The sequence below is a fragment of the Egicoccus halophilus genome (assembly GCF_004300825.1).
GTDB lineage: Bacteria > Actinomycetota > Nitriliruptoria > Nitriliruptorales > Nitriliruptoraceae > Egicoccus > Egicoccus halophilus.
In genome coordinates, this window is the sequence record NZ_CP036250.1 from 2,701,875 (window position 1) to 2,724,893 (window position 23,019).

22 protein-coding genes are annotated in these 23,019 nt (G+C 73.8%); 12 read left to right on the forward strand and 10 right to left on the reverse strand.

The features are described from left to right. Positions 1-58 precede the first annotated feature (58 nt). From ELR47_RS12135 to ELR47_RS12175, 9 genes are all read right to left on the reverse strand, one after another. Positions 59-2,638: an ABC transporter permease gene (locus ELR47_RS12135; RefSeq protein ID WP_130650132.1), complete on the reverse strand. Its 2,580-nt coding sequence runs from the start codon at positions 2,636-2,638 to the stop codon at positions 59-61. Next, positions 2,638-3,453 carry an ABC transporter ATP-binding protein gene (locus tag ELR47_RS12140; protein WP_130650133.1) on the reverse strand — a complete coding sequence of 272 codons (816 nt, stop codon included), beginning with the start codon at positions 3,451-3,453 and terminating at the stop codon, positions 2,638-2,640. The genes ELR47_RS12135 and ELR47_RS12140 overlap by 1 nt, the downstream gene beginning before the upstream one ends. Before the next feature lie 179 nt (positions 3,454-3,632). Continuing rightward, positions 3,633-4,307 (reverse strand): response regulator, encoded by a 675-nt coding sequence (locus tag ELR47_RS12145; RefSeq protein ID WP_130650134.1) that lies wholly within the window; start codon positions 4,305-4,307, stop codon positions 3,633-3,635. Continuing rightward, positions 4,304-5,644, reverse strand: coding sequence for a sensor histidine kinase (locus ELR47_RS12150; RefSeq protein WP_205745232.1), 1,341 nt, complete (start codon positions 5,642-5,644; stop codon positions 4,304-4,306). Before ELR47_RS12150 ends, ELR47_RS12145 begins: the two co-directional genes overlap by 4 nt. Positions 5,645-5,746: 102 nt before the next feature. Next, positions 5,747-6,517 (reverse strand): 5-formyltetrahydrofolate cyclo-ligase, encoded by a 771-nt coding sequence (locus tag ELR47_RS12155; RefSeq protein ID WP_130650135.1) that lies wholly within the window; start codon positions 6,515-6,517, stop codon positions 5,747-5,749. Then, positions 6,492-7,739 (reverse strand): DNA recombination protein RmuC, encoded by a 1,248-nt coding sequence (locus ELR47_RS12160; protein WP_130650136.1) that lies wholly within the window; start codon positions 7,737-7,739, stop codon positions 6,492-6,494. The genes ELR47_RS12155 and ELR47_RS12160 overlap by 26 nt, the downstream gene beginning before the upstream one ends. Before the next feature lie 107 nt (positions 7,740-7,846). Next, complete coding sequence (locus tag ELR47_RS12165) at positions 7,847-9,058, reverse strand: osmoprotectant NAGGN system M42 family peptidase (RefSeq protein ID WP_130650137.1); 1,212 nt, start codon at positions 9,056-9,058, stop codon at positions 7,847-7,849. Positions 9,059-9,133: 75 nt separating this feature from the next. After that, the gene (locus tag ELR47_RS12170) at positions 9,134-10,009 is read right to left on the reverse strand and encodes an NAD-dependent protein deacetylase (RefSeq protein WP_130650138.1); all 876 of its coding nucleotides are present in this window, start codon (positions 10,007-10,009) and stop codon (positions 9,134-9,136) included. A gap of 127 nt (positions 10,010-10,136) precedes the next feature. Then, complete coding sequence (locus tag ELR47_RS12175; protein ID WP_130650139.1) at positions 10,137-10,343, reverse strand: carboxypeptidase-like regulatory domain-containing protein; 207 nt, start codon at positions 10,341-10,343, stop codon at positions 10,137-10,139. 298 nt (positions 10,344-10,641) lie between these two features. Here ELR47_RS12175 and ELR47_RS12180 point away from each other — a divergent pair, with 298 nt between their 5' ends. From ELR47_RS12180 to ELR47_RS12235, 12 genes are all read left to right on the forward strand, one after another. After that, positions 10,642-11,403, forward strand: a complete 762-nt coding sequence (locus ELR47_RS12180) for a GntR family transcriptional regulator (protein WP_130650140.1) — start codon at positions 10,642-10,644, stop codon at positions 11,401-11,403. Then, complete coding sequence (locus ELR47_RS12185) at positions 11,400-12,428, forward strand: N-acetylglucosamine kinase (RefSeq protein WP_165404041.1); 1,029 nt, start codon at positions 11,400-11,402, stop codon at positions 12,426-12,428. The genes ELR47_RS12180 and ELR47_RS12185 overlap by 4 nt, the downstream gene beginning before the upstream one ends. Next, positions 12,425-13,717, forward strand: coding sequence for a sugar ABC transporter substrate-binding protein (locus ELR47_RS12190; RefSeq protein WP_130650142.1), 1,293 nt, complete (start codon positions 12,425-12,427; stop codon positions 13,715-13,717). Before ELR47_RS12185 ends, ELR47_RS12190 begins: the two co-directional genes overlap by 4 nt. Further along, positions 13,717-14,760 carry a carbohydrate ABC transporter permease gene (locus tag ELR47_RS12195; protein ID WP_130650143.1) on the forward strand — a complete coding sequence of 348 codons (1,044 nt, stop codon included), beginning with the start codon at positions 13,717-13,719 and terminating at the stop codon, positions 14,758-14,760. The genes ELR47_RS12190 and ELR47_RS12195 overlap by 1 nt, the downstream gene beginning before the upstream one ends. Then, positions 14,760-15,647 (forward strand): carbohydrate ABC transporter permease, encoded by an 888-nt coding sequence (locus ELR47_RS12200; protein WP_130650144.1) that lies wholly within the window; start codon positions 14,760-14,762, stop codon positions 15,645-15,647. The genes ELR47_RS12195 and ELR47_RS12200 overlap by 1 nt, the downstream gene beginning before the upstream one ends. 131 nt (positions 15,648-15,778) lie before the next feature. Then, positions 15,779-16,726, forward strand: coding sequence for a hypothetical protein (locus ELR47_RS12205; RefSeq protein WP_130650145.1), 948 nt, complete (start codon positions 15,779-15,781; stop codon positions 16,724-16,726). Further along, entirely contained in the window at positions 16,719-17,624 is a 906-nt protein-coding gene (gene murQ / locus ELR47_RS12210; RefSeq protein WP_130650146.1) for an N-acetylmuramic acid 6-phosphate etherase, read from the forward strand. Before ELR47_RS12205 ends, murQ begins: the two co-directional genes overlap by 8 nt. After that, positions 17,624-18,835, forward strand: coding sequence for an anhydro-N-acetylmuramic acid kinase (locus ELR47_RS12215; RefSeq protein ID WP_130650147.1), 1,212 nt, complete (start codon positions 17,624-17,626; stop codon positions 18,833-18,835). Before murQ ends, ELR47_RS12215 begins: the two co-directional genes overlap by 1 nt. Before the next feature lie 19 nt (positions 18,836-18,854). Further along, positions 18,855-19,967: an N-acetylglucosamine-6-phosphate deacetylase gene (gene nagA, locus ELR47_RS12220; protein WP_130650148.1), complete on the forward strand. Its 1,113-nt coding sequence runs from the start codon at positions 18,855-18,857 to the stop codon at positions 19,965-19,967. Continuing rightward, positions 19,964-21,004: an SIS domain-containing protein gene (locus ELR47_RS12225; RefSeq protein WP_130650149.1), complete on the forward strand. Its 1,041-nt coding sequence runs from the start codon at positions 19,964-19,966 to the stop codon at positions 21,002-21,004. Before nagA ends, ELR47_RS12225 begins: the two co-directional genes overlap by 4 nt. 82 nt (positions 21,005-21,086) lie before the next feature. Next, positions 21,087-21,935, forward strand: a complete 849-nt coding sequence (locus ELR47_RS12230; protein ID WP_130650150.1) for a rhomboid family intramembrane serine protease — start codon at positions 21,087-21,089, stop codon at positions 21,933-21,935. 144 nt (positions 21,936-22,079) lie between these two features. Continuing rightward, positions 22,080-22,274, forward strand: coding sequence for a hypothetical protein (locus ELR47_RS12235; protein ID WP_130650151.1), 195 nt, complete (start codon positions 22,080-22,082; stop codon positions 22,272-22,274). A gap of 73 nt (positions 22,275-22,347) precedes the next feature. Here ELR47_RS12235 and ELR47_RS12240 read toward each other — a convergent pair whose 3' ends face one another. Continuing rightward, the gene (locus ELR47_RS12240) at positions 22,348-22,983 is read right to left on the reverse strand and encodes a hypothetical protein (RefSeq protein WP_130650152.1); all 636 of its coding nucleotides are present in this window, start codon (positions 22,981-22,983) and stop codon (positions 22,348-22,350) included. Positions 22,984-23,019 lie beyond the last annotated feature (36 nt).

A 23,019-nucleotide genomic window follows, 5' to 3' on the forward strand; every position in this document is an offset into this window, starting at 1 on the left:
GAAGTCGGCGCCGCGGGCGGCACGATACTGCCACCCGCGGCGTCGAGGTCCCGGGCCGTCACTCGGTGGCGAGCGCGGCGACCGGCGAGGTCCTGGCGGCGGCACGGCCCGGCAGCACCGAAGCCAACGCACCGGCGCCCAGCGCCACGACCAGCACCAGCCCGAGATCGCGCCAGGGCACCGTCAGCGGGATGCCGTCGGCCACGGCGCCGAGCACCGCGCGGGTGCCGGCCCAGCCGTACAGGGTGCCGAGCAGCGCACCGACGACCGCGCCGCTGCCGGCGATGAGCACGCCCTCGATCGCCAGGGTGGACCGCAACTGGCGACGGGTCAGGCCGATCGCGCGCAGGGTCGCCGACTCGTGTCGGCGCTCGATCACCGACAGCGACAGGGTGTTGGCCACCCCGACGAGCGCGATGACGACCGCGACCCCGAGCAACCCGACCACGACCGCCAACAGCCCGTCGATGATCCGGTCGAACATGGCGCGTTCCAGTGCGGGACCACCGACCTCGACCACCTGGGTGCTGAACCGCTCCTGCACGGCCTCGACGACGGCCGGTGCCGCGCCATGGTCTGACAACCGGACCCAGAGCCTCGTCACCTCGGCGTCTGGTGCGAAGCGTGCCAGGGTCTCGGAGGTCACCAGCAGCTGGTGTCCCGGCAGGTCACCGACGCGGGCGACGACGGAGGTGCTGGCGTCGGGTACCAACGAGCCGTCGTCCCCGGCCAGTCCGATCGTCGTCGACGCGCCGTCCTCGATGCCGGCCAGCTCGGCCATCGACGCGGGCACCAGCACCGTGTCCGGTCCCAGCTCGTCGACGAGCCCACCGCGGACCACGGCCGTGGCGTCGGCGGGGTCCAGCGCCGCGACAGTGGTGTGGAGCCCTTCGTGCCCGCCCTCGATCACGCCGACGACGCTGCGCAACCCGACGGCCCGGTCGACCCCGTCGAGCTCGCCGACCGCCGCCAGGTCGGAGGCGGCCAGGACGTCCTGCTCGTCGACGGCGGCCACCTCGAGGTCCACCGGGAACTCGCGGTCGAGTTCCCGGTCGAAGGCGTTGCGTGCCGTGGCGGCGCCGGTGCTCATCATCGCCACGAGCGTGACCCCGATCATCAACGCGGCGCTGGTGACCGCGGTCCGCTGCGGGTTGCGCACCGTGTTGGCCGCAGCCAGCACCGCGGCAGGGGCGTCGCGGCGGGCCAGCACGCCACCTGCCCGGCCCAGCAGACGCGGGACGAAGAACACCGAACCGAGCAGCACCCCGACGAAGGACAACAGCCCGCCGGGGATGCCGAGCGCCAGTCCGAGCAGGGGGGACAGCGCACCCCCGACGGTCGCCGCCACCACCAGCAGCACCAGCCCGCCGGCCGTGAAGACCAGGGCGGTGCGGAGCCGACGGCGACTGCCCGGCGCCCGGACGGACGGGGCGTCGGCCGGCCGCATGGCGGCCAGGGGCGAGACACGGGCGGCGGCCCGGGCCGGGGTCCGTGCGGCGACCAACGTGACCAGGACGCCGGCCAGCAGCGGAACGACCACGACGAGGGGACGCAGCGCGACGACCTCGGGCAGCGGGAGATGCGGGGCGGCGTTGCGCAAGACCAGCAGGGCCCCCTGCGCGAGCAGGGTCCCGACGGCGATGCCGACGAGCGAGGCAGCGGTACCGAGCAGCAGCGCCTCGAGGCTCACCGACCGACGCAGCTGCCGGGCGGTGGCACCGACACACCGCAGCAGGGCGAGCTGTCGGGTGCGCTGGGCGACGAGCACGGAGAAGGTGTTGGCGATGACCAGACCGGCCACGATCAGGGCGACGGCGGCGAAGCCGAGCACCAATGCCGTGAGCAGGTCCTGTTGCCCGGAGCGCGCGGCGATGAGCACCTCGGCCTGCTCGGCGCGGGTACGCACCTGGTGCCCCGCCTCCCCGGGCAGCGCGGCGCCGACGGCGGTGCGCACCTCCTCGAGGTCGGCGCCGGGTGCGAGCAGCAGCAGCATCCGGTCGACCCGCACCTCCTCGTCACCGAGCTGCGCCCACCGACGGGCGTCGCCGGCCGTGACGAGCACGGCCCCGTCGGTGGCCGCGAAGGCGCCGGTGGGGTCGTCGGCCACGCCGGCGACGCGCAGGGCCTCGACGTGCTCGACGATCTCGCCGTCCCCCTCGTCGGTACCGTCGGCGAGCGGCACCCACCGCGAGAAGGTCACCTCGACCGTGTTGTCGACGGCGAGACCCAGCCGGTCGGCGACGGCTCGCGGCACGGCCACCTCGCCGTCCTCGGGCAGTCGGCCCTCCACGACCTCGAGCGGCTGGAGTCGGGGATCCCCGGCGACGGCGGTGTAGGGCTGGTAGGCGACGCGACCGGCGGCCGAGAACTGCAGGAACCCTTCGAGCTGGGGGTCGGCGACGGCCACGTCGGGCACCGCACCGACGGCGGCCACGTCCGCGTCGCTCAGGGGTGCCCCGGTGATCACCAGGTCGGCCTGGGCGAGCGAGGTGACCATGGCGTCACGCGCCGTCCGCGTCATCAGGTCCGAGGCCAGCAGGGTCGCGGCGACGAACGCGGTCCCGATGGCGATGGCGAGCCCGGCGGCAGCGAGTCGACCGATGCTGCGGCGGGCCTGGGCGAGGGTGAGCTGCAACATCAGCGCACTCCCGCAGCGGTCGGGGTGTCCAGGCCACGCAGCGCGTCGAGCCCGGCCAGCACCGACTCGGCCGTGGGGTCGGCGATGTCACCGGCCACGCGCCCGTCGGCGAACAGCACGACCCGGTCGGCGTAGGCCGCCGCGGCCGGGTCGTGGGTCACCATGATCACCGTCCGTCCGAGTTCCCGGACCGAGCGCCGCAGGAACGACAGCACCTCGGCGCCGGCGCGCGAGTCGAGGTTGCCCGTCGGCTCGTCGGCGAACACGACGTCGGGCTTCGTGACGAGCGCCCGGGCGATGGCGACGCGCTGCCGCTGCCCTCCGGAGAGCTCACCGGGGCGGTGCGCGAGGCGGTCACCGAGGCCGAGCGTGCCGACCAGCGTGGCCAGCCACTGCGGGTCGGGACGGGTGCCGGCGAGCTGCAGCGGCAACACGATGTTCTGCTCGGCGGTGAACATCGGCAGCAGGTTGAACGACTGGAAGACGAAGCCGACCCGGTCGCGTCGCAGGCGTGTCAGCGCCTCGTCGTCGAGGGTGGTCAGGTCGAGATCACCGAGCAGGGCCTGCCCCGCCGTGGCGGTGTCGAGACCGGCGAGCAGATGCATCAGCGTCGACTTGCCGGAGCCGGACGGGCCCATGATGGCCGTGAAGGCGCCGCGGGCGAGGTCGAGGTCGACGTCGTCGAGGGCGACGACCGCGGCGTCCCCGCTGCCGTAGACCTTGGTCAGGCCACGGGCGCGGACGGCAGGGCGGGCGGTGGGACGGTCGGCGGGACCGTCGGCGGGACGGTCGGGTCGGGTGGCGCTCGGGTTCACGGACAGCTCCGGGAGTCGGGAGAGGAGTCGCTGCGAACGCTACGAACGGCGGCATCCGGGCACATCGGGCCACGGGATGGAACCGGGCTCCTCCCGTGGGGGGAGATCCGTGCGCCGGCGGGTGGAGGAACCCGGCGCCCGACGACCGGCCAGGCCCGCGCGCCCGGGGCGCGGCGGGGTCAGCGGCCGGGACGGACCAGGCCGGCCTCGTAGGCAGCGACCACGGCCTGCACACGGTCACGGGCACCGAGCTTGGCGAGGATGTTGCCGACGTGGGTCTTGACGGTCGCCTCGGCCACGTAGAGGTCGCCGGCGATCTCGCCGTTCGAGCGGCCGCGCGCCATCAGCACCAACACTTCGCGTTCGCGTTCGGTGAGCTGGCCGAGTGCGCTCCGGGCGCCGTCGTCGCGGGCGTCCTCGGGGAGCACGGTGACCAGGTGCTCGAGGAGTCGGCGCGTGCTCGACGGGGCGATCACGGCGTCGCCGGCGTGCACCGTGCGGATCGCCTCGAGCATGTCCTCGGGCGGGGTGTCCTTGAGCAGGAACCCGGACGCGCCGGCCCGGATGGCGCGCAGCACGTACTCGTCGAGGTCGAAGGTGGTGAGCACGATGACCCGCGGTCGGGGCCCGGCGGCCGTGAGCGTCTGGGTCGCCGTCAGCCCGTCCATCAGGGGCATGCGGACGTCCATCAGCACCACGTCGGCCGCAGCGGCGGGCAGCACCTGCAACGCCATGGCGCCGTCACCGGCCTCGGCCACGACGGTGAGGTCGGGCTGCGACTCGATGACCATCCGGAAGCCGGCGCGGACGAGGTGCTGGTCGTCGACCAGTGCGACCCGGATCGGTGTCGTCACGTCAGCTCCTGCGTGGTCGGGGAGGTGGCCGGCAGCGGCGGTCCCGCCTCCGAGCGCTCGGCGGTCGGCAACGGCAGTTCGGCGCGCACCCGGAAGCCACCGCCCGGGCGTGGGCCTGCCGCCAGCGTGCCGCCGAACAGCGCCGCGCGTTCGCGCATGCCCAGCAGCCCCTGCCCGGCACCGTCGTCGTCGACGGCGGAGGCGGCGCCACGGCCGTCGTCGGTCACCTCGAGCACCAGCGCGTCCGGCCGCCACTGCTGGACCACCGTGACGTCGGGGTCGGGACCGGCGTGCTTGAGCACGTTGGTGAGCGCTTCCTGACAGATCCGGTAGACGGTCAGCCCCATACCGGGCGGCAACGGCCGGGCGTCACCGACGCGAACCAGAGAGACGTCGACACCGGTGGCGCGGACCTGCTCGACGAGCGGTTCGAGCTCACCGGCGGCCGGTTGCGGGGCCAGCTCGGGCCGTGCGCCGTCGGCCGACCTACCGCCGGCGAGGACGCCGGGGACCTCGGCCGAGCGCGCGCCGTGGCCCTCGGGGCCGGCGCGCAGTACGCCCAGGATGCGCCGCATGTCGGCCAGAGCCGCCCGGCCCGTGTCGCTGATGGTGCCGAGCGCACGCACGGCGGCGTCGGCGTCGTGCTGGGCGGCGTAGCGGCCCCCGTCGGCCTGCGCGATGACGATCGAGAGCGAGTGGGCGACCACGTCGTGCATCTCGCGAGCGATGCGGGCCCGCTCGTCGGCGGCGGCGAGCTGGCGCTGCTGGTCGCGTTCGCGCTCCAGGCGGTCGGCACGGTCGCGCAGGGCGACCAGGGTCTCCTCGCGCGAGCGCCGCAGCAGGGCGAAGCTCCAGGTCGCGAGCCCGCTGACGACGATGAAGAACCCGGCCGGTGTGCCGGCGCTGACCCCCTCACCCAGCCCGAACTCGAAGATCGCCCGCACACCGAGCAGACCGGCGCCCGCGACGACGGAGCCCATCGCGACCCGACCCGCCCAGCGCGGGCCGTACCGCGTCACCGAGTACAGGGCCACGAGTACGACCAGGTCGGCGGGCAGCACCAGGAACGGGCCGACGAGGACCTGCACCAACCCGACCCCGAACACCGCCACCGCCGAGGGGACCGGCCGGACCCGCCGCCAGGCCAGCGGCAGGGTCAGCGCCAACGCCCATGCGGGCGCCGGTGCCTGGGTGAACGAACTGACGTCGACCGAGACCACCGCGAGCACGACGGCGAGGAGCACGCTCGACACGAGGTCCACCACGAACGGGTGGGCCTCGACCCGGCGACGGAGGTGCTCGAAGGCGCGCATCGAGCGGAGGGTAGGCACCAACACGTCGGCCGACCTCCCCCTACGGGTGGAGACCGCCGCGGACCGTCCTGGTCTCGGACGGACCCCGGACGGACCCCGGTCGGCCGCCGCGTGACACCGGGCTGCTCAGCGGGAGTCGAGTCGCGACAGCAGGGGGATGGCGGCGATCTTGTCGTCGGTGAGTTCGTCCCAGTCGATGCGCCCCGCGGTCCAGTCACCGTCCCGGGGAACGCGCAGCACCCGGTCGGGGGTGACGACCAGGTCGACGCGGACGTCGTGGGCCGTCCGTGGGATCGCCCCGGCCGGCAGCACCTGCAGCTCGTGGACGGTGGTGGCGACCAGCGTCTGGGGGCCGATCATGCCGGCCTCGCAGGCGAGCGCGAACTCGAGGTCGCTGAACCCGCCGCCCTTGCCCAGCCGGGTGCCGTCCTCCCCCACCGCGACGCAGCCGGTCACGACCAGGTCCACCGGTTCGAGGTCCTCGACCGCCACCGTCCGCGCGCTCGCCTCCGCCCCCCTGATCGATGACGCCTTGCGTGGCGTGTCGGCCAGGTGGTCCGGGTCGAGCAGGAAGAACGGGTCGTCGCCCGCGAGCCGCGGCACCGCCATGTAGACGATCTTGCCGTCCTCGAGCGCCCGCTGCCGCACCGGCCACTGCGGGCTGTCCGGATTGGCCTTCAGCGTCGCGGCCGCCTGCCACTCGTCGGTCTCGCGCAGTCGTCGTGCCGCGGCCTCTGCCCCGACGAAGTTGCTGATGCGGTGGTGGGCGCCGGGGAACCGGGTCACGCCGGCAGCGCTCAGCGCGTCCCAGATCTGCCGTCGGAGCGCGGCTTTGCGCTCGAGTAGGTCGCGGTCGCCGCCGGCGTCGGCGTCATGCCGTCGAGGCCTGCGCGTCACGCGCGTCCTCCTCGTCGGCCGGCTGCAGGTCCGCGTCGGGCAGCCGCAGCAGCCGCGGCCGCTCGTCGACCAACTCCGGCACCAGCTCGCGTTCCTCGCGGACCTCCTCGATGCGCTCGAGCTGCCGTTCGAGCTGCCGGCGTCGCGTGCCGCTGATGCCGTCGTAGGTGCGCCGGACCGTGTCGAGCTGCCGACCGAGCTTGTCGACCTCGTCGGTGTACTTCTCCCACTGCTGGGTGAACCCCGACAGCAGCGCGACGATGCGGTCCGAGGTGCGCTGCAGGGCCACGCCGTCGCACGCCTGCCGAACCACGGCCAACACCGCGAACAGGGTCGACGGCGAGCACAGCACGACCCCCTGGCGCAGCGCGTCGTCGAGCAGCGTGGCGTCCTGCTCGTGCAGGTAGCCGTAGACGTGCTCGTTGGGCAGGAACAACAGCACGAAGTCGAGCGTGCCGGCCTCCGGGTCGACGTAGCCGCGGGTGCGCAGCTCCTTGACCCGGTCGCGGACATCGCGCAGGAACGCCTTGCGGCACCGTTCCCGGTCGGCGTCACCGGCGCACTCGAGCATCGCGAGATAGTTGGCGAGCGGGAACTTGACGTCCATGTGCACCGACAGCTCGCCCGGCAGCAGGAACGTCACGTCGGGCCGGCCACCGGACGCGAGCGTCTGCTGGGTGAGGTAGTTGACGCCGTGCTTGAAGCCGGCCGCGTGCAGCACGTCCTCGGCCATGCGCTCGCCCCACTGCCCGCGCGCCTGCGACGAGGTCAGCGCCTCGCGCAGCGCGCCGGCGGTCGCCGCCAGCTCGGCATGGGTGCGCGTGACGCCCTGCAACTGCTCGCGCACGGCACCGAGCTGGCCGGCCCGCTCCTGCTCGAGGTCGCGGACCAGACCGACGACCTGTTCCAGCGTCGTGCCCATGCGTTGCAGTTCGGCGTCGATCAACGCCTTGCGGCCGTCGAGCTCTACCGCACCCGCACGGGTCGTGGCGCCGACCTGCCGGTCGGCGACGTCGACCAGGGTCTGCACCGCGTGGTGCAGCTCCTCGCGGTGCCGCTGCGTGGCGACGTCCGCGGCCGCCTGCTGCTGGGCCACCAACTCCTGACGCAGGTCCGCGACCAGCGCCTGCGAGTCGTCGCGCTGCTGCCTGGACAGCCACCAGGCCACGGCCAGCCCGACGACGGCCGCGGCGAGCGTGGCGGACACGATGGTGGTGAGCACGGAGGTTCCCCCTTCGGACACTTCACGACCTGCGCCAGGACGTGGGGGAACCGTACGAAACGCCTGTGACACGACCGCGGATTTCCCGTCGGGCCGGTCCGCCACCCCTAGGCCTCGTAGTCGTCGGGGAACGGGTCGTCCTCGATCAGCTCGGGTGCCTCGGGGTCCCACTCGGGTTCGCGTCGCACCGGCTGGACCGCCGTGGACGGGAAGTTCTTCAGCGGCCCGGACGGCTCGGCGTCCCAGTTCGCGAAGGTCAGCGGCGTCTGCAGGTACAGGGCCAGCAACTCACCGACGGCGACCAGGGCGTCGAGGTGCGTGCGTTCCCAGCCGTGGGTGGCGTCCACGCCGAACCCGAGCAGCGCCGCCCGGGTCTCGGCCCCCGCCTCGAGCGCCGACGCGACGTCGGAGCGGTAGTAGCGGAACACGTCGCGGTGGGCCTCGATGCCGTGGTCGCGGGCCAGCCCGTGCAGCTTGCGTGACAGGTGGTAGTCGAACGGTCCGTGCAGGTCCTGCATGGCGATCGACACGCCGGTCTCCGTCGAGTGCTGGCCGGGCGCCACGACGGCCGCGTCGACCGACACCAGCTCGGCGACGTCCTGGTAGAGCCCGGACGACGCACCGTGCCCGACCTCCTCGGCGACGGTGATCAGCAGGTGGGCCCCGACCGGGAGCTCCTCCCCGCGGTCGAGCAGGGCCTTGAACGCGGCCAGGGTCGCCGCCACCCCACCCTTGTCGTCGAGGTGACGCGAGGTGACGAACCCCGAGCGGGTGATGACCGGGAAGGCCGTCTGGGCCACGAAGTCACCGACCTGGATCCCCAGGTCGGCGAGGTCCTGCGCGTTCGACACCTTCTCGTCGACGCGGACCTCGACGTGCTCCCAACCGATCGGGTGGGTGTCGATGTCGTCGCCGAACGCGTGCCCGGACGCCTTGGTCGGCAGGATCGTCCCGTAGTAGACGTTCTCGGGGTCGTCGGTCAGGACCTGCACCCGGGTGCCCTCGGAGAACCGGGCGCTGTGGGTGCCGACCGGCACGATCGCGAGCCGCCCGTTGTCCTGCAGGGCCTGGACCATGCAACCGATCGTGTCCGTGTGGACCACGACGGCGCGGTCGAGCGTGCCCTCCTCGCCGTCGAGGCTGCCCACCATCACCCCGCGCCGGGTGACCTCGAAGGGCAGCCCGATCTCCTCGAGCCGCTCACCGACGTGCTGCATGATCACGTCGGTGCGGCCCGACGGGCTCGGGATGCGCAGCAGCTCCATCAGGACGTCCTGCATCCAGGGCAGGTCGAGTTCGAGCTTCTCGGCGTGGGTCATGCGGGTCGTCTCTCTGCGCGTGGCGGATCGCACGCCGCGACACCTCGACGATGTCACGACACGGTTCGCCGCACGCTACCCGGCGGACGGACCGACCATCGCCGCGCCGGTCAGCGTGGCCGCGAGCGCCGGCAGCACGTCGCACAGCGGTGCGTCGATCTTCAGCGTGGCGTGCCGGTCGCCGCGGGTGACCCCACGGGTCACGATCGCCACCGGCAGTCCACGCCGGGCAGCCGCGGTGACGAACCGGAACCCGGAGCCGACCATCAGCGACGAGCCGAGCACGAGCAGACCGGCCGACGCCTCCAGGCACCCGAGCGCCCGGCGGAAACGGTCGGCGGGCACGTGCTCGCCGAAGAAGACCACGTCGGGCTTGAGCGTGCCGCCGCAGCGTCGGCAGTCCACGACCCGGAAGTCGGCCACGAGGTGCTCGGGGATGGCGACGTCACCGTCGGGTCGGTGCACGGCCACGCCCGCGCCGAGCAGGTCCCGCCACTGCGGGTTCACGGCGTCGAGCCGCAGACCGAGTTCCAGCCGCGGGCGTCGACGGCCACAGTCGAGGCACACCACCGTGTCGAGCCGGCCGTGCAGGTCGATCACGTCCGACGCGCCGGCGGCGGTGTGCAGCCCGTCGACGTTCTGGGTGACGATGCCGCTGAGCCGACCTGCGCCCTGCAGCTCGGCGACCGCGGCGTGGCAGGCGTTCGGGCGGGCCAGCGCGATCCGTTGCCAGCCGAGGTGGCTGCGGGCCCAGTACCGGCGGCGTTCGTCGAGGCTGCCGGTGAAGCGCTGGAAGGTCATCGGCGACGCGTGGCGCATCCGGCCGGTGGCGTCGCGGTAGTCCGGGATCCCCGAGTCGGTCGACATCCCGGCGCCGGTGACCACCAACAGCGGGCCGGCGTCGAACAGCGCGGCGAGGGACCTCGTCTGTCGGGCCGCGGCGGGAGTCATGCGGGGAAGGGTACGCCGGCTCCCGCTGCGCGCCGGACACCGGTGTCACGGTCGACGGACGCGGCGGCGTGCGGAGGGACCCGCGCCGGACGGTGCGGGTCCCTCCTCGTGTCTCGACCGGTGCGGCTCAGCGGGTGCGGACCGAGAAGTTCACGTCGCCGAGCTCGCGGGCGTTCACGACCACGACCCGGTTGCGCGGGCCGGTGACGCCCTCGCCCTCGACCCGCACCTGGTAGCGGCCGGGCTCGAGGTCGACGAGCCCGAACCAGCCCGAACCGTCGGTCGTCGCGCTGGCCACCTCGCCGCCGCCCGGGCCACGCCGGGTCACGGTCACCTCGACCTGGTCGAGCCGGCGTGCCGGTGACGGTCACGGTGTGCACGATGGCCCGAAATTGGTACGGACCAGTGATCCCAGCCTAGCGCGGTTGGATCACGGCCGTGCAGACCACCGAACTGGCCCACACGCCACTCGTCGGCCGGAACGGCCGCGTGATGTGCCGTACGGGCCGGCCTCCGCGAACCAGGGAAATCGCCTTGCGACAATTGGTATAGACCTTCTATGCTGCGTCGAGCGCGCCATCCGCGCGTGATCGGTCCGCGAGGGAGCCGCGGAGACCCGAAGCGAGGCAGCAGTGACCGGCACGGCGACGCCCGGCAGTGGTACGACGACCAAGTACCGCTCGGCGCACGCCGAGCTGCTCGAGCGACTCGAGCAACTCGGTGTCGGCGACGCACTGCCGGCCGAGCGCACGCTCGCCGCCGACCTCGGCGTGTCGCGGATGACGTTGCGGCGTGCCGTCGACGAACTGGTCCGTGAGGGTCGCCTGGTGCGCCGCCAGGGCGCCGGCACCTTCGTCGCCGCCCCCAAGATCGCCGCGTCACTGCACGTGAGCTCCTTCTCGGAGGACATGCGCCGGCGCGGCCACGTCCCCCACAGTCGGACCGTCGCCTTCGAGGAGATGTTCGCCGGGCCGCAGCTCGGTCGCCGGCTCGACGTCTCCCCCGGCGCCCGCGTGCTGCGGGTCGAACGCCTCCGCCTCGCCGACGAGGCCCCGATGGCGATCGAGACCCTGCACGTCCCGACCGACCTCGTGCCGGGACTCTCCGGCGAGGACCTCGTCGACGCCTCCTTCTACGAACTGCTCTCGACCCGTCACGGCATCGTGCTCGCCCGCGGCCTGCAGGAGATCGAGCCGACCGTCACCGACGAGCGCGAGTCCGCGCTGCTCGAGGTGCCGCTGCACTCCCCCGCCTTCCTGTTCGAACGCACCTCCTGGGACGGGCAGGGGCGCACCGTCGAGTTCGTGCGCAGCGTCTACCGCGGGGACCGTTACCGGCTGACCGCCGAACTGCGTCCCGACGGCGCGGCGCCGGGGCCCGGCGGTGCGGCGTGAACGTCCTCGCCGCCGACGTCGGTCGCACGACCTGCCGCCTCGCCCGCTTCGAGGGCGAGGGCCGCACCGTGTCCACCGAGGTTCCCAGCGGCGCCTCGCTCGCCGACCCCGAGGGCGTGGAGCGCATCACCGCGGCGTTGGAGGCGGCCGCCGCACGACTGCCGGCGGCACCCCGACCCGACACGGTCGTCGTCGGCACGACCGGCCTGGCCCAGGCCCCCACCGCCGCGCAGCGACTCGCCGACGCCCTCGCCCGGCGCCACACGGGTGCCGAGGTGGTGCTCGCCTCGGACGTGCTGACCGCCCACCTCGGCGCGCTGGCCGGTCACGGCGGGGTGTGCCTGATCGCCGGGACGGGCGCGGTCGCGCTGGCCGTCGACGCCGACACCGACGCGCGCCTCGTGGACGGGCACGGCTACCTGCTCGGCGACGCCGGCTCCGGGTTCGCGGTCGGCCGCGCCGGCCTGGCGGCCGCGTTGCGCTCCGCCGACGGACGCCCCGGTGGGTCGCAGGTGCTGGCCGTGGCCGCGACCGAACGCTTCGGCCCGCTGGCGCAGCTGCCCGGGCGCGTGCAGTCCGACCCGGACGCCGTCCGCCTCGTCGCCGGCTTCAGCGTGCCCGTGGCCGACGCCGCGCGGGCGGGGGACGTCGTCGCGGGCAGGATCTGGGCGGACGCGGTCACCGCGCTCGCCGACACCACCGTCGCCGCCTGTCACGCGCTGGACCCGAGCGGGACCCGCACCGTGCCGGTCGGCCTGGCGGGCAGTCTGCTGCGACTCGACGACCTCGTGACCGCGCCGCTGGTGGCGCTCGTCACGGCGGCGTGCCCCCGGGCACGCCTCGAGCGCGCCCGGGGGGACGCGCTCGACGGGGCCCGGCATCTGGCCGGTCCCCTCCCGGGACTCGATCCGGACCGCCTCCGGGCGGACGGTCTGCTCCTCCGCTCCCCGCGGAGGGACGTCCCCGCACACGTGGCCGTGGCGGGGACCAGGAGAGGGAACACCAGCTCGAGGAGGCTTGGATGAGGACCCGTACCTGGCTGGCCGGCACGGCCGCCATGGCCCTGCTCGTGACCGCCTGCGGCGGTGACGGCGACGGCGACGGCGCCACCGGTGGGGACGAGACCGCGGAGGGGGCGGCCGCCGACGGAAGCCCGCAGTCCCTGCGCGTGTGGATCATGGAACCCGGCAACGACGAGGTCGAACGCATCGTGCGCGACGCGGCGGAGGCGTTCGAGGGCGAGAACGACGGGGTGACCGTCGAGCTCGAATTCGTCCCGTGGGCCAGCGCCCACGACCAGTTCGTCACCGCCATCGGTGGTGGGCAGGTGCCCGACGTCGCCGAGATGGGAACCACCTGGACCGCCGAGTTCGCCCAGCTCGGGCTCGCACCGGTCGAGACCGACGCCGACGCGGACTACATCGACAGCCTCGTCGAAGCGGGGACCGTCGAAGGCACCAGCTACGGCTACCCGTGGTACGCCGGCGCCCGTGGCCTGATCTACCGGACCGACGTGTTCGAGGACCTCGGGCTCGAGGTGCCCGAGACCTGGGACGAGCTGCTCGAGGTCGGCGGGACCATCGAGGCCGAGACCGACCTGGCGCCGATCCACGTGGCCGGCAACTACAACCACATGCTGTTGCCGATGGTGTGGCAGGCCGGCGGCGAGATCGCCACCGAGGAGGGCGAGGGCTGGGACGCCACCCTCGACAGCCCCGAGGGCCGCGAGGCGTTCGGGTTCTACGCCGACCTGTGGGAACGCGGCTGGACGCCTGAGGGCGGTGTCAGCTGGAACTCCGTCGACGTACGCACCGCCTTCGCAAACGAGGAGTCGGCCATGATGGTCGGCGGCGGCTGGGACCTGTCGGGCATCCTCGGCGACAACCCGGACCTCGAGGGCCGCGTCGGCACGGCGCTGCTGCCCGAGGGCCCCGGCGGCTCGCGTGACACCTTCGCCGGCGGCAGCCACCTGGTCGTCTTCGAGGAGGCGGAGAACCAGCAGCTCGCGGTCGAGTTCATCGAGTTCATGTTGCAGGACGAGCAGGTCTCGACCTTCGCCGAGGCGGTCGGGTTCCTGCCCGGCACGGAGTCGGGTGTGGCGGCGTCGGAGGCGGCGCAGGACCCGCTCTACGAGGCCTTCACCACCCAGCTGGTCGAGCACTCGCGCAGCTACCCCGCCAGCCCGAACTGGGGCACGGTCGAGGGGGACGCGATCTTCGTCAACGCCATGCAGCAGGTCATGACCGGTGACCTGACCGTCGACGAGGCCGTCGAGCAGGCCGACCAGCAGCTCGACGACACGCTCAACCGCTGATGTCCACCTCGCCGGACACCGTCGGGCAGCGTCGCGGCGACTCCGCCGCGGCGCCGTCCGGCGCGGCGCGCACCGGGTCCGGTGGCGGCGCGCTCACCGGGCCGCCGACGCGTCGTCGGCGGCCCCGTGGCCCGCGGCTGGCCCGCCTGCAGCGGACCTTCGACCGCAGGCTGCTCCCGCCGCTGCTGCTGGCACCGGCCCTGCTGATCATCTTCGGGCTGGTCGGCTACCCGGTGCTGCGCACCTTCTGGCTGTCGTTCCACGACGCCGGGCTGGCCGCGATGGTCAGCGGCGAGATGGCGTTCGTCGGGATCGACAACTACGTCACCATCGTGACCGACGCCCACTACCGCCGGGTGTTCCTGGTCACGGCCGTGTTCGGTCTCGCCTGCGTGATCGGCACGATGGTGCTCGGTGTCGGCGTCGCGCTGCTGCTCAACCGCCCGTTCCGCGGGCGCATCCTGCTCGGCGTGCTGGTCCTGCTGCCCTGGGCGATGCCGCGGGTGGCGGCCGCCACGATCTGGCAGTGGATGTTCCACGACCAGTACGGGGTGGTGAACTGGCTGCTGACGACGCTCGGGATGACGCAGTTCGAGGGCTTCGCCTGGTTCATCTCGCCCCTGCGCGCCTTCGTCGCCATCGGCGTGGTCGTCGTGTGGCAGTCGTTCCCGTTCGTGGCGCTGTCGATCCTCGCCGCGCTGCAGTCGATCCCGACCGACGTGGTCGAGGCCGCGCGACTCGACGGCGCGACCGCGACCCAACGCCTGCGCCACATCACCCTGCCGATGATCAAGCCCGTGCTGGTGGTCATGGTCATCATCTCGACGATCTGGAACTTCAAGGTCTTCGACCAGGTCTTCATCATGACCGAGGGTGGTCCGGCCCGGTCCACCGAGGTGCTGTCGATCGCGACCTGGCGGGAGGCGTTCACGCGCCTGGACTTCGGGCTCGCGTCGGCGTTGGCGATCGCGATGTTCCTGATCCTGACCCTCGTGACCGTCGTCTACGTCCGCGCGATCCGCGACGACGAGGAGCTGCGCTGATGACCGCCACGTCGAGCGCGACACCCGCCACCCGGCAGCCCGTGAACCTGCGTCGCTCGCGCGCCAGGCGCCGCGCGGGACGGTTCGGGACCTACCTCGTCGCCGTGCTGATCGGACTGTTCAGCGTCTTCCCGCTGTTCTGGATGCTGCTGACCTCCGTCAAGCCGCGGACGGAGATCGTCACGCGGGACCCGGTGTTCTGGCCCAGCTCGTTCGCGTGGGATCGCTACGGCGACGTGCTCGCGCGGGGCTTCACGACCTACCTCGCCAACTCGCTGTTCATCGCCGTCACGGTGACCCTCATCGGGGTGCTGGTGGCAGCGCTGGCCGGCTACGCGCTGGCGCGCTTCGACCTGCCGCTCAAGCGCTACCTGTTGCTGGTGGTGCTGGCCACCCAGATGTTCCCGGTCGTCGTGCTGCTCATCCCCTTCTTCGCCGTGATGCGCCGACTCGACCTGCTCGACAGCTACACCGGCCTGATCGTCACCTACATGAGCTTCTCGATCCCGCTCGCGATCTGGATCCTGCGCGGCTTCTTCCGCGGCATCCCCGACGAGCTCGAGGACGCGGCGCTCGTCGACGGCTGCACCCGCTTCGGCGCGATGTGGCGCATCGTGCTCCCGCTCGCCGGACCGGGCATCGCCGCGTGCGCGATCTACGTGTTCATCGCGGCGTGGAACGAGTTCCTGTTCGCGCTGACCTTCACCAGCTCCGACGCGATGCGCACGCTGCCGGTCGCGCTGCAGGCCTTCATCGGCCGCGACGCCACCGACCACGGCGCCATCATGGCGGCCAGCACGCTGTTCACGCTGCCGGTCGTCGTCTTCTTCCTGTTCGTCCACCGGCGGCTCACCGAGGGCATGGCCAACGGCGCCATCAAGGGCTGAGGTCCGGCGCCGCCGCCCACCATCCACCGCGAACGGACGGACCTCCGCCGCCCGCGCTCGAGAAAGGCAGTCCCATCGCCATCGGGGTCTCGTACTTCGGCAACCGCATCCTGCGCCACGTCCGCGCCGACATGGAGGACCTCGTCGCGCGCGGCTTCACCGGGGTGCTGCACACCTTCAGCGAGAACGACTACAACTGGTACCGCCGCCAGATGGAGCGCATCGTGGCGGTCTCGCACGAGCTCGGCCTCGAGGTCCAGGTCGGCCCGTGGGGGCTCGCCCACGCCTTCGGCGGGGAGGCCGAGTCGCTGTTCATGACCCAGCACCCCCACCTCGGCCAGCAGTTCGCCGACGGTCGACGCATCGGTGCCGGCTGCCCGAGCCAGCCCGAGTTCCGCGCGTTCGTCAAGCAGTGGGCCCAGGCCGCGGTCGACCTCGGCGCCGACCGGGTGTTCTGGGACGAGCCGCACTGGGCCCACCCGGTGCGCTTCCACCCGCAGCCCGACTCCGCCGACGCCTGGACGTGTGTCTGCGAGGCGTGCACGACCGCGTTCCGCGACCGCTTCGGCGCCGAGATGCCGCACGAGCTGACCGAGGAGGTCCGGTCCTTCCGTGAGGACGTGCTGACCGACTTCGTACGCGAGCTGGTCGCCCACGTCGACGCGATCGGCGGCCGCTCGACGGTGTGCCTGCTGCCCTCGGTCGACGGGCTGCACGCGGTGGACAGCTGGGAGCCGGTCGCGAGCGCCCCCGGGCTCGACACGCTCGCGACCGACCCGTACTGGAGCTTCTTCGGCCTGGACGTGCAGGAGTTCGTCGGTGGCCAGGCGCGCCGCACGGCCGAGCTGGCGCAGGCGCACCAGCTCACCCCGCAGATCTGGATCCAGGGCTTCAAGCTCGGACCCGACGACGAGGCCGACATCCACGCGGCCGTGCAGGCCGCCCGCGACGCCGGCGTCGAGGACCTGTGGACCTGGGGTTACGAGGCCTGCGGCCACATGACCCACCTCGACACGCGTGAACCCGAGCGGGTGTGGGAGATCCTGACCGAGGCGCTCACGGGAGGCGGTCGTGGCTGACCGCCTCACCCTCGACCACCTCGCCACCGAGGGGCGGCTGCCCGCCGCTCGCGACCTCGACCTGCGGACCACGGCCGAGCAGGTGGCGTTGTTCGCCGCCCAGGACGCACGCGCCGTCGCCGCCGTGGCGGCCGCCGGGAACGCGATCGCCGCCGCGGTCGACCTCGCGGTGGCGCGCATGCGCCGTGGCGGACGGCTCGTCTACGTCGGTGCGGGCACCCCCGGGCGGCTCGCGGTCACCGATGCCGCCGAGTGCCGGCCGACGTTCGGCCTGCCCGACGGGCGTGTCGTCGCGGTGATGGCCGGCGGCGACGACGCGATGTCGCGCGCGGCCGAGCGTGGCGAGGACGACGCCGAGGCCGCTCGGCGTGACCTCGGCGCCGTCGCGCCGGGACCGGACGACGTCGTGGTGGGCATCTCCGCGTCCGGGCGCACGCCGTACGTGCTCGCCGCCCTCGCCGCTGCCCGGGCGGCCGGGGCCGCCACCGTCGCGGTCGTGAACAACCCCGGCTCGGTGATCGCGGAGGCGGCCGACGTGGCGGTCGTCGCCGATACCGGTCCGGAGATCGTGGCCGGCTCGACCCGACTCAAGGCCGGCACGGCCCAGAAGCTGGTCCTCAACACGCTCTCGACGCTCACCATGGTCCAGCTCGGGCGCACGTACGGTGACCTGATGGTCGACGTGCAGGCCACCAACGCCAAGCTGGTGGCACGTGCCCGCGGCATCGTCGTCGCCGCGACCGGCGTCGACGACGACACCGCCGAGTCCGCGCTCGTTGCCGCCGACGGGCGGGCCAAGGTCGCCATCGTGGCCCTGCTCGCCGGGGTGGACGCCGACGAGGCCGCCCGCCGGCTCGCCGCGGCCGACGGGCACGTGCGCGCCGCCGCGGGGTCGTGATGCGGGTCGTGGGGATGATGTCGGGCACGTCGGTCGATGGCGTGGACGTCGCCGTGGTGGACGTCGACGCGGTCGACGGCGGCGAGCGCCTGGTGCTGCGACGCGTGGCCGAGGCGACCGTGCCGTTCGACCCGGCCCTGCGACAGCGGGTGCTCGACGTCCTTCCGGGGAGCACGGCGGCACACCGCCCGGACGTCGGTGAGCTGTGCCGGCTCGATGCCGACCTCGGCCGCGCGTTGGCTGCCGCGGCCCGCCAGGCGGTGACCGAGTTGGCCGACGGCGCCGCCGACCTGCTCGTCAGTCACGGACAGAGCGTCCACCACGAGGTGGTCGACGGCCGGGTGCTCGCCACCCTGCAACTCGGCCAGCCGGCGGAGATCGCCGAGGCGACCGGACTGCCGGTCGTCAGCGACCTGCGCACCCGCGACGTCGCAGCCGGTGGTCAGGGGGCGCCGCTGGTGAGCCTGCTCGACCAGCTCGTGCTGGCCGACACCACGGCGCCGGTCGCCGCCCTGAACCTCGGTGGCATCGCCAACCTGACGGTGGTCGCACCGGACCGTCCGACCGTCGCGTTCGACGCCGGTCCCGCCAACGCCCTGCTCGACGCCGCGGTACGGACCGCGACCGACGGCCGCGAGCACCACGACCCGGGTGGCCGACGCACCGCCGTGGGCCGGGTCGACGAGGCGCTGCTCGCGGTGCTGCTCGACGACCCGTTCCTGGCCGCGCCGGCCCCGAAGTCGACCGGCAAGGAGCGCTACCACGCCGGCTACCTCGACCGGGCCCTGGCGGCCGCGCCCGTCGACCGGCTCGAGGACCGCCTGGCCACCCTGGCGGAAGCCGTGGCCGTGGCGGTGGCCGACCACGCCGCCCGCCACGCCGTCCGGCGCGTCGTCGGCAGCGGCGGCGGGGTCCACAACGCCGGGCTGGTCGCCGCGCTCCGACGCCGCCTGGCCGCCATGGGTGCCACCTGGGACACCTCCGACACGCTCGGCCTGCCGGTCGACGGCAAGGAGGCGATCGCCTTCGCGCTGCTGGGCTGGCTCAGCTGGCACGGACTGCCGGGCACGGTCGCGTCCTGCACCGGTGCCGCGGGCCCGCGGGTCCTGGGTTCACTCACCCCCGGCGCCGATCCGCTGCGGCTGCCGGCGTCACCGGCGGCCGCCCCCCGCTCCGCCACGGTCCTCGGGCCCGTGGCGTCCCCGAAGTGAAGACCCGGAGGTCCCAGCCATGCGACTCGGTGTGGACGCGGTCGTCGACGGTGGTGTCCGTCGGCCCGGTGACGTCGAGGTGGTCGACGACCGGGTGGTCGCGGTCGGTCTGTCACCGGCCGGCACGGGCCTGATCGCCGCGCGCGGTTACGTCGACCTCCAGGTCAACGGCTTCGCCGGCGTCGACCTGCTCGCCGCCGATGAGGACGCGGTGCGCGCCGCGGCGCGGGCGCAGGCCGCCACCGGGGTGCAGGCCTGGCAGCCCACGCTCATCACCGCCGACGAGACCGACACGCGCCGGGCGCTGCGGACCCTGACCGCGGTGGCCGCCGAGGGCGGCACCGCCGGCCGTGGCGGTGGCATCCTCGGGGTCCACCTCGAGGGACCCTTCCTGTCCTCCGAGAAGCTCGGCACCCACCCGGCCGAACACCGGCGGGACCCGGATCCCGCCCGGCTCGACCGCCTGCTCGCGGCCGGACCGGTGACCTACGTGACGCTGGCCCCGGAGCTGCCCGGCGCGCTGGACCTGGTCCGGATGCTGGTGGCACGCGGCATCGTCGTCTCGCTCGGCCACAGCGCCGCCGACGCCGCCGCCGCCCATGCGGGCTTCGACGCCGGCGCCCGGACGGTGACGCACCTGTTCAACGCGATGACGCCGTTCACCCCGCGGCGCCCCGGCCTGGCCGGGGCCGCACTCTCGCGCGACGACGTCGTCGTGCAGGTGATCGTCGACGGTCATCATCTCGCCCCCGAGACCGTGCGGCTCGCGTTCCTGGCGGCACGTGGCCGGGTCGCGCTGGTGACCGACGCGATCGCCGCCGCCGGCCGCGGTGACGGGACCTACCGCCTCGGCGACGTCGAGGTGACCGTCGCCGACGACGCCGTCCGTCGCGCCGACGGCACGCTGGCCGGCAGCGCGCTGACCATGCCGGAGGCCGTCGCCAACACGGTCGCGCTCGGCGTCCCGCTGCCCGAGGCGGTCGCGGCCGCCACCGTCGTCCCGGCCACGCTGGTCGGGCGTCCCGAGTTGGCGGCGCTGCGGCCGGGCGCACCGGCCGATCTCGTGGTGCTCGACGACGCCGGTCGCCTGCACCGCACGCTGGCTGCCGGGCAGGAACCGAGCGCCGCATGAGCCGACTGCACGCCGAGACCGCCGAGCAGCCCGCCGCCGTCGCCCGCCTGCTGGAGCGGGTCGTGCCGAACCTGTCGACGTTGCGCCGGGAGCTCTGGCGCGACGACGTGTCCAGCATCGTGCTGGTCGCCCGCGGCTCCTCGGACAACGCCGCCCGCTATGCCCAGTACCTGTTCGGGATCGAGCATCGGCTGCCGGTCGCCCTGGCCACGCCGTCGCTCGGCTCGATCTACGGCGTCGAGCCGGACTTCCGGCAGGCGCTCGTGGTGGCCGTGTCGCAGTCGGGTCAGTCCCCCGACGTCGTCGGCGTCCTCGACGCGGCCCGCCGCCAGGGCCGGCCGGCGCTGGCCATCACCAACGATCCCGACAGTCCGCTCGCCGACGCGGCCACCTGCGTGCTCGAGCTCGGTGCCGGACCCGAACGGTCGGTGGCGGCCACCAAGACCTACACCACCTCGCTGACGGCACTCGCGCTCGTCGCGGTCGCCGGCCTCGACACCGGACGCCGCCGGGAACGACTCGCCGATCTCGGGCTGCTCCCCGACGTGCTGGAGACGGTGCTCGGCCTCGACACCGGGGCGGCGGCCGCCGGACTGAGCGAGGTCGAGCACCTGCTGGTGGCCGGTCGGGGGCTCAACTACGCGACCGCGTTCGAGGCCGCGCTCAAGATCCGCGAGCTCAGTGGCGTGGTCGCCGAGGCCTTCTCCCCGCCCGACCTGCTGCACGGACCGATCGGCGCGGTGTCGTCGGGGGCGGCCGCGCTGCTCATCGCCCCCAGCGAGCCGAGCCTGGCCGGGGTCGCCGCGCTCGCCGCGCCGCTGCGCGAGCGCGGCGCGCGGCTGGCGGTGCTCAGCGCGGACGCCTCGCTGCTGGCGGTCGCGGACGTGCCGTTGCGGCTGCCACGCGAACCTGCCGACTGGCTCACGCCCGTGACCACCATCGTGCCCGCGCAGCGTCTCGCCTCCGCGCTGGCGGCCGACCGCGGCCGTGACCTCGACGCGCCCGAGGGCCTGACGAAGGTCACCCGCACCAGGTGAGCGCGGCCGCGTGCCCGAAGGCGGTCCCCGGGTGCGCGACGCCGTACCTTGGGTGTCTCGACGACGACGAGGCACGCCTGCCGTGAGCGAGCACGACACCAGCACCGACACGTGTTACCTGCATCCGGACCGCCCGGCGCTGCTGCGGTGCTCGCGGTGCGAACGTCCGATCTGCGGTGACGACGCGATCGAGGCTCCCGTCGGCTACCAGTGCCGGCAGTGCGCCTCCGGCGGCCAGCGCGTGCGCCGCCTCGGCGACCTGTTCGTGCGGCCGCTCGTCAGCCAGACGCTCGTCGGCGTCATCGCCGTGCTGTTCCTGCTCACCCAGGCCGACCGAAGCACCGTGCTGGGGACCTTCGGGCTCGTTCCCGCGGCGGCCGGCGTCGAGCCGTGGCGGCTGGTGACCAGTGCCTTCCTGCACGCCAACCTGATGCACGTCGCGTTCAACGGCCTGCTGCTCTGGCGGCTGGGCGAGATGCTCGAACCCGTGCTCGGACACCTGCGCTTCGGCGCGCTGTACCTGGCCGGGCTCGCCGGCGGCAGCCTCGGCGTGGTCGGCCTGGCCTGGTTGACCGCCTCCACGCCGTTGGCCGAGATCCCGCTGCTCGGGTGGGTGTTCGCCACCAGCCCGTTCGGCGTCACCATCGGCGCGTCCGGCGCCGTGTTCGGCCTGATGGGTGCGGCCATGGCCGGCATGCGTGCCCGCGGCGTCGATCCGTGGCGGACCGACGTGGGCAGCCTGGTGCTGCTCAACCTGGTGATCACGTTCCTGCTGCCCGGCATCTCGGTCGGTGGGCACCTCGGTGGCCTGCTCGGCGGGTTCGTCGCCGGCAAGCTGCTGTTCGTCGAGGCGTCACGGGCCCGGTCCGCCGCCGTGCGCACCGCCGGGCTCGCGGTCGTGGTGCTGCTGGCGACGATGCTGCTGTTCTGAGCCGCACCGTCCCGGCCACCGCCGGTGGTCCGGGCGTCGGCCTCTGGCGGCTCGCAACCCGACCCTCCGACCGTCTTGCGTGACGGCGGTGGTCGGGGCGCGCCGGCATCGTGCGTCCGACCCTTGACCTGTTGGAGGAGAGACGTGCACCGCAGACGACTGCCAGCACTCGCCACCGCTGCGGCTCTCGCCCTGGCGGTGGCCGGCTGTGGCGACGACGGGACCGACACCGACACCACCGAGACCAGCCCGGCCCCCGACGACGCGACCGACGACCTCGGGACCCCCACCACCCCGGACGACCCGGTCGACGACGCCGGCGGCAGCGCGGACCCCTGATCCGGTGACGACACGCGCCGGAACGCTGTCGGTGCGGTACGCGGCCGGTGCGGAATCGCGCACCGGCCCCCGGTCAGTCGGGCTCCTCCTCGCCGTCACGTGCCCGCCGCTCGCGGACGACGTAGGTCGCCGCACCCAGCAGCACCCCCGCCAGCAGGATCCCGAAGGCACCGACGCGGTCGGTGACCGCGTCGAGGAACTGCTGGGACTCCCCGACCGCCGTCGGGTCGGTCAGCACCAGGCCGACGAACAGCGCCCCCGCCAGGATCAGCGCGCCCGTGAGCACGCGCGCACCTCGCCCGGTGAGCTCGTGGCGGTCCTGGAGGATCCGGCCGGCCTTCACGATGCGCCGCACCCGCAGGATGCGCAGCGCGCCGGCGAGGCGAACCAGCCGCAGCAACTGCACGGGCCCGACCGCGAACACCACGGCCGGCACGAGCACGGCCGTGAAGGCGACCAGCCACCGGTGGCGACGCAACCAGTCACGACGGTCCTCGGCGACGGCGAAGAGCACCACGGTCTCGGCCACCAGGACCGCGCCGGAGAGCAGGTTCACCACGGAGCCGGCGGTGGCGTACGGGTCGTCGAACAGCGTCAGGAAGGTGGCCGGGATCGACGCCAGGGCCGCGACCAGTACGGGCACGGCCAGTCGGCCGGCGAGGCGGTCGGCACGGTCGGCGTGGGCGGGGCTGCGGGCGTCGGTGCTCATCGGGGCGGCACCGTACTGCCCCCGCTGCCCCCGCAG

What these genes read in the sequence shown, in the direction of transcription:
- ELR47_RS12135 (WP_130650132.1), bottom strand. Translation starts at nt 2,638, where the DNA reads ATGTTGCAGCTCACCCTCGCCCAGGCCCGCCGCAGCATCGGTCGACTC.
- ELR47_RS12190 (WP_130650142.1), top strand. Translation starts at nt 12,425, where the DNA reads ATGAGGACCCGTACCTGGCTGGCCGGCACGGCCGCCATGGCCCTGCTC.
- ELR47_RS12195 (WP_130650143.1), top strand. Translation starts at nt 13,717, where the DNA reads ATGTCCACCTCGCCGGACACCGTCGGGCAGCGTCGCGGCGACTCCGCC.
- ELR47_RS12170 (WP_130650138.1), bottom strand. Translation starts at nt 10,009, where the DNA reads ATGACTCCCGCCGCGGCCCGACAGACGAGGTCCCTCGCCGCGCTGTTC.
- ELR47_RS12205 (WP_130650145.1), top strand. Translation starts at nt 15,779, where the DNA reads ATGGAGGACCTCGTCGCGCGCGGCTTCACCGGGGTGCTGCACACCTTC.
- ELR47_RS12200 (WP_130650144.1), top strand. Translation starts at nt 14,760, where the DNA reads ATGACCGCCACGTCGAGCGCGACACCCGCCACCCGGCAGCCCGTGAAC.
- ELR47_RS12165 (WP_130650137.1), bottom strand. Translation starts at nt 9,058, where the DNA reads ATGACCCACGCCGAGAAGCTCGAACTCGACCTGCCCTGGATGCAGGAC.
- ELR47_RS12225 (WP_130650149.1), top strand. Translation starts at nt 19,964, where the DNA reads ATGAGCCGACTGCACGCCGAGACCGCCGAGCAGCCCGCCGCCGTCGCC.
- ELR47_RS12240 (WP_130650152.1), bottom strand. Translation starts at nt 22,983, where the DNA reads ATGAGCACCGACGCCCGCAGCCCCGCCCACGCCGACCGTGCCGACCGC.
- nagA (WP_130650148.1), top strand. Translation starts at nt 18,855, where the DNA reads ATGCGACTCGGTGTGGACGCGGTCGTCGACGGTGGTGTCCGTCGGCCC.
- ELR47_RS12215 (WP_130650147.1), top strand. Translation starts at nt 17,624, where the DNA reads ATGCGGGTCGTGGGGATGATGTCGGGCACGTCGGTCGATGGCGTGGAC.